We start from the raw sequence: 5,899 nt of genomic DNA on the forward strand, positions 1-5,899 counted from the left end.
GACCTTAAGGACACATTTCAAGAGCGTCACACAGCGGTCACCGCGCTTTCATCAATGTTTCGCAGGCTGGGCGTACGGGTCATCCACAAGATGTAGTGGGACGCTGCCATGCCAATGCTACGCATCACTGTGACGGACGGCAAAGCGCGCCTGCATGGCGCTACGGCGCCGCTGTCCCCGACCCTGCGCCGGGCGCTGGCAGAGGACCCCGGCCCGGTGACCGTCATGGTTCACGGCTACAAGTACCTGCCCGGCCACCCCCGGCACTGCCCGCACGACACGATCTTTGCCCGCGCCCCTTCGGTCACCGATCCCCGCGTGATCGGCTGGCCACGCCACCTGGGCCTGCGCGGCCAGCAGGGCGAGGGTCTGGGCATATCCTTCGGATGGAATGCACGTGGCACGATCTGGGACGCCCACGCCGAGGCCGCGGTGGCCGGCGAGGCCCTGGCGCACCTTCTGGCCGAGGTACGACGGCACGCACCGGCGCGACCCGTGAACCTCGTGGCGCATTCGCTGGGGGCGCGGGTCGCCCTGACGGCCATCGCATGCGGCAGGCCCGGCGCGGTCACCCGGGCCGTCCTTCTGGCCGCGGCGGAATACGCCGGGGTTGCCCGAGATGCCCTGACCGGCGCGTCGGGTCGGGCAACGCAGGTGCTGAACGTCACCAGCCGCGAGAACGACCTGTACGATTTCCTGATGGAACGGCTGGTGGCACCGGACAAGCCGAACGACAGGATGCTTGGTCACGGCAACCCCGCCCTGCCCAACCTCGTGACGCTGCAACTGGACGACGCCGCCAGCCTTGAGGCCCTGCGCACCGCGGGCTTTCCAATCGCCGAACCGCAGCGGCTGGTCTGTCACTGGTCGCCCTACCTGCGCGCCGGGGTCTTCCCGCTTTATACCGCGTTCCTCTCGAACACGCTGCCGCTTGGCCGCCTGCGCGCGCTCCTGCCGGAGGCGGGAACGCCCCGCTGGTCGCGCATCCTGCCACGCCTGCCCCTGCGCACGCCGCTTGGCCTGCCCGCCGAATGACCTTTCGCATCGCCCGTATTTCAAGATACGGCCATTTACCGCTGAACAATTTGCCCGGAAGGTAACTTTGCATCGATCCGCATGTTGCGTTTGACCGCCAAGGCCACGCATCATGATGCGGACAGCAAGGAGCCCCAGCCCAAGTGTACGAATTCCTTTTTCAGGCCTCAGTCTTCCTCGCCGCCGCGGTGATCGCGGTGCCCATCGCCGCCCGACTGGGCCTTGGCTCGGTCCTTGGATACCTGCTGGCCGGGATCGTGATCGGGCCGGGCCTTGGCCTTGTGGCGAATACCGACGACCTCCGTCATTTCGGGGAGTTCGGCGTCGTCTTGATGCTGTTCCTCATCGGTCTGGAACTGGAACCCCGGGCGCTCTGGGACATGCGGCACCGGCTGATCGGCCTCGGCGGGCTGCAGATCGTGCTGACCACCACCGCCATCATGCTGGGCGCAATCGCGCTGGATCTGGCATGGCAGACGTCGCTTGCCGTCGGCATGACGCTGGCGCTGTCCTCGACCGCCATCGTGCTGCAGACGCTGTCGGAAAAGGGCCTGATGCAGACCAATGGCGGGCGCTCTGCGTTTTCCGTTCTGTTGACGCAGGACATCGCGGTGATCCCGATGTTGATCGCCCTGCCCCTGCTGGCGGTCATGCCCTCCGTCGCGATCAACCCCGATGGCAGTATCCGCCGAGCCACCGACGCGGAACACGCGACCGAGCACGCCGGTGACGGCCACGGCGCGGCCATGTCGCTGGTCGACGGCCTGGAAGGTTGGCAGGCCGCGCTGGTCACGCTGGGTATCATCGCGGTCATCATCCTGGCGGGCATCTACGGCGCCCGCCCGCTCTTCCGGTTCATCCACTCCGCGCGCCTGCAGGAGATGTACACCGCAGTCGCCCTGCTGATCGTCATCGGCATCGCCTTTCTGATGACGCTTATCGGCCTCTCCCCTGCGCTTGGCACTTTCCTTGCGGGCGTGGTGCTGGCGAACTCCGAATTCCGGCACGAACTGGAATCGAGCATCGAGCCGTTCAAGGGCCTGCTGCTTGGCCTGTTCTTCATTACTGTCGGCGCGGGCATCGATGTGGAGCGCCTTGCGGCAGAGCCGTTCCTTGTCGTCGGCCTCGCCGTGGCGGTCATCTTCATCAAGGGCGCCGTCCTCTACGGCCTCGGCCGCGCCTTCGGACTGGGCCGTCGCGGGCTTTGGCTGTTCACGCTTGGGCTGGCGCAGGCGGGCGAATTCGGTTTTGTCCTCGTGTCCTTCGCGCTGCAACTCAACGTCTTCCCGGAGCCGCTGGCGGACCGGTTGCTTCTGGTCGTCGCTCTGTCGATGATGATCACGCCGCTTCTGTTCCTGCTTTTCGACCACCTCGCACGCAAATTCCAGGAGAACGCCGAGACCGCCGAGGCGGACGAGATAGACGAGGAAGGCCCGGTCATCATCGCCGGCATCGGCCGCTTCGGGCAGGTGGTGAACCGGCTGGTGCAAAGCTCGGGCTACCGGACCGTGGTGCTCGATCACGACATGCAGACCATCCAGCTGATGCGCCGCTTCGGATTCAAGGGCTTCTTCGGCGACCCCACGCGGCCCGAACTGCTGCACGCGGCGGGGCTGGGATCGGCGCGGGTTCTGGTGGCGGCGCTGGACGACCACAAGGCAACGACCAAGCTGGTGGCCTATGCCCGGCGCATCCGGCCCGACCTGCACATCGTTGCCCGCGCCCGCGACCGCAACCACGTCTACGCCCTCTACCAGGCCGGGGCCGACGACATCGTGCGCGAGATGTTCGACAGCTCGCTGCGCGCTGGCCGCTACGTGCTGGAGAACATTGGGATGAGCGAATACGAGGCCGCCATCGCCGAGGAGACCTTCTACCACCACGACCGCCACACGGTCCGCGAACTGGCGAAACTGTGGAATCCCGCCGTCCCGGCTTCCGAGAACGAGCCCTACATCGCCCGCGCCAAGGAGTTGGAGAAGGAACTTGAGACCGCCCTCTTCACCGCGCTGGACGAGCGCGGGAAGAAGGACGTGGCATAACAACGGCACGGCCGAAGCGGCCGCAAGCCATGCACGGACAAAGAAAAAGGCGCCCCACACCGGGGCGCCTTTTCAATTCGTTTCAGACAGGCCGTTACGCGGCGCGCAGGCCCAGGACCTCGTCCACCTGCTTGGCAGCCGCGGCTTCGTCACCGGTCACGGCCGCAACTTCGCGGGTCAGACGCTCCAGCGCCGCTTCGTACAGCTGACGCTCGGAATAGGACTGTTCGCGCTGGTCGTCGGCGCGGTGCAGATCGCGCACTACTTCGGCAATCGCGATCAGGTCGCCCGAGTTGATCTTCTGCTCGTACTCCTGTGCGCGGCGCGACCACATCGCCCGCTTCACCTTGGCCTTGCCCTTCAGCGTCTTCATCGCCTCGCTCACCACGTCAGGGGAGCTGAGCGACCGCATACCGACTTCCGATGCCTTGTGCGTGGGAACGCGCAGGGTCATCTTGTCCTTCTCGAAGGAGATCACGAAGAGCTCGAGGCTGATGCCGGCGATCTCCTGCTCCTCGATCGACACGATCTGTCCGACGCCGTGCGCCGGGTAGACCACGTAGTCGTTAGGACGGAATTCGGATTTTTTCGCTTTGGTCATATATTTCGTTCCTCGCAGCACCGACACGGAAAGCGCAGGGCAGAGACAGCAGAGACACAAAAAGTGCGCGGCAATCGTTGCGATTCCCGTTCACTTGGTCGTATCGTCGGTTATCAGGCCCCCAGAGGCAGTTCAGGCATTGAGCCCTGCGCAAGATGTCATCACGTAGACCAGATTTATAACATAAAATCGGTCGGGCTCCTAGCATCCTGCCTCGCCGGGGAATAACGCATCAAATCAATGCGTTGCCTCTTTTGGCACAGGTCGTGCAGAAGAAACCCGCCGAATCGCCGACTCACCCGGTCGACCCCGCGGACAAGGGTCGGCGGGTACTCGGCACCGGATCGGGCGCGGGCAAGGAAGAGGGTCAGCCCCCCTCGCCCGGCTTCTCCGAGAAGTACTTGTTCACCTTGTCGGTCTCGCCGTCGCGCTCTTCGGCGCCGGGCAGCGGGTCCTTCTTGGTGATGATGACGGGCCATTCCTCGGAGTACTTGCGGTTGAACTCGACCCATTTCTCCATGTCCGGCTCGGTATCGGGGCGGATCGCGTCGGCGGGGCACTCGGGCTCGCAAACGCCGCAGTCGATGCATTCGTCGGGATGGATCACCAGCATGTTCTCGCCTTCGTAGAAACAATCCACCGGGCATACCTCGACACAGTCGGTGTATTTGCAGGCGATGCAGGCGTCGTTGACGATATAGGTCATGGGATCGGGTCCAATTCGGCTGTCGCGCGACTAGCTAGGCCAAGAGCGGCCCTCATTCAAGATCGAAAGGGTGCCGGGCGGGATCAAATGCCGCGGCGTTTTCCCGATCCTTGCGGTTTGGCCGCCCCTTCCCCTCGTATCCGGGATTTGTCATCGGCCGCGGCTCTGGCTCGGGCGAGAGATCCTCATAGAGGCTTTGCGCCTCGGGAGCGGGCCCGCGCCTCTCGCCACAGGCGAGGATCTTGACCACTTTCACCTCGCCCTCTTTGACGAAGGTCAAAACCATGCCGGGGCTCACCGCTCGCGAGGTCTTGCTCACGGGTGTGCCGTCAACCCTAACCTTGCCCGCCGCGACGACCGAGGCCGCCAGCGTGCGCGTTTTGAAGAAGCGCGCATGCCAGAGCCATTTGTCGATGCGGATGCTTGGCCGGGCCGCGTCGGTCACTTCGTCTTGAAGCCGGCAAGTGCTGCGGCGAAGGGATTGTCGGGGTCGATCTTCTTCTCGCGCTGCGGGCGCGCCTCAAAGGCCTTGGGCTTTTGGCCGCCTTCGGGCTTCTTGCCCTTGTGGCGATCCTTTTTGCCGCCCTTGCCGCGCGGACGTTCGCCGCCCTCGGCGGGCTTGCCCCCTTCGCGGCGTTTCTCGCGCTGCGGACGGGCCGGGCGTTCGGCCCGTGCGGCACGGCCACCCCAAGTGAAGGTGTAGAACACCCCGACCTCGGGCGCGGCTTCTGCCTCGGGTGATGGCTCGGGCGCTGCTTCAACGGGTTCAGCGCCTTCAGCAGGCGCCTCCACAACCGGCTTGGCCTTGGGCCGCTCGCCGCGCTCGGCCTTGTAGCCAAGGCCCTGCATCAGATCAGAAAATTGGTCCAGCGTCATGCCGGTGATCGAGAGCATATCGGGATTGGCTTCAAAGCCGCCCTTGCTGTCTTTGTCGCGCAGCATATCGGCGAGGCGCTCTAGCATATCAATACGGATCGCCCGCGCGCCGGCGGCGCGATAGCCCGCCATCGCATAGGTGCCCGGCACGAGGCCATCGACGGTTGGCACGGTCACAAGGCCCGGCGGCGGCGCTTCGGGGAATTCGGCCAAGCCTTTGGCAAGGCTCCACAAAACTAGGCGCAGACGGGTCGGCGCAGGCTTGAGGAGAAGCGGCATGAAAATGGTGAATTGGCCAAAGCGGATGCCATGCTTGCGTAGCGCACCACGCGCCTCTTGATCGAGCGCCTTCACGTCCTCGGCCACCTCGCCACGCGGGACGATGCCAAAGCCCTCGCCCAGACGGAAGGCAAAGCCCTTTGCCATGCCGCTCAGCGCCTCGTCGCGCTGCATGGCGATCATCGGCTCGAAAAGGGCAGCGACCTTGCGAACAATGCAATGCTGCACGCGGCGCTGGACCTTCTGCGCCACATCCTCGCGTGCCTCGTCATCGACGAAAGCGACGGCAACGGGCTTGAGCGCGTCCGCACCTGCGGTCAGCTTGCCTACCGCCTCGGTGCCCCACATCAGGCCGCCCTG

At 65.0% G+C, this 5,899-nt stretch carries 5 protein-coding genes and 1 pseudogene; 2 read left to right on the forward strand and 4 right to left on the reverse strand.

What is annotated here, in order from left to right:
* Positions 1-114: 114 nt before the first annotated feature.
* Complete coding sequence (locus ACEQXV_RS15925; RefSeq protein WP_370269983.1) at positions 115-1,035, forward strand: alpha/beta hydrolase; 921 nt, start codon at positions 115-117, stop codon at positions 1,033-1,035.
* A gap of 143 nt (positions 1,036-1,178) precedes the next feature.
* Entirely contained in the window at positions 1,179-3,077 is a 1,899-nt protein-coding gene (locus tag ACEQXV_RS15930) for a cation:proton antiporter (protein ID WP_370269984.1), read from the forward strand.
* Positions 3,078-3,171: 94 nt separating this feature from the next.
* Here the strand turns inward: ACEQXV_RS15930 and ACEQXV_RS15935 are convergent, their stop codons facing one another.
* The 4 genes and pseudogenes from ACEQXV_RS15935 to ACEQXV_RS15950 form a co-directional block, all read right to left on the reverse strand.
* On the reverse strand, positions 3,172-3,678 hold the full coding sequence (locus ACEQXV_RS15935; RefSeq protein WP_100929937.1) for a CarD family transcriptional regulator: 507 nt from the start codon (positions 3,676-3,678) through the stop codon (positions 3,172-3,174).
* 367 nt (positions 3,679-4,045) lie between these two features.
* Positions 4,046-4,384: a ferredoxin FdxA gene (gene fdxA, locus ACEQXV_RS15940; RefSeq protein WP_370269986.1), complete on the reverse strand. Its 339-nt coding sequence runs from the start codon at positions 4,382-4,384 to the stop codon at positions 4,046-4,048.
* A gap of 52 nt (positions 4,385-4,436) precedes the next feature.
* Positions 4,437-4,829, reverse strand: a complete 393-nt coding sequence (locus tag ACEQXV_RS15945) for an RNA-binding S4 domain-containing protein (RefSeq protein ID WP_370269987.1) — start codon at positions 4,827-4,829, stop codon at positions 4,437-4,439.
* A pseudogene (locus ACEQXV_RS15950) lies at positions 4,826-5,899 on the reverse strand (disulfide oxidoreductase); the annotation flags it as partial. The pseudogene ACEQXV_RS15950 and the gene ACEQXV_RS15945, both read right to left, overlap by 4 nt.

The organism is Nioella sp. (genome assembly GCF_964229645.1).
Classification (GTDB): domain Bacteria; phylum Pseudomonadota; class Alphaproteobacteria; order Rhodobacterales; family Rhodobacteraceae; genus Nioella.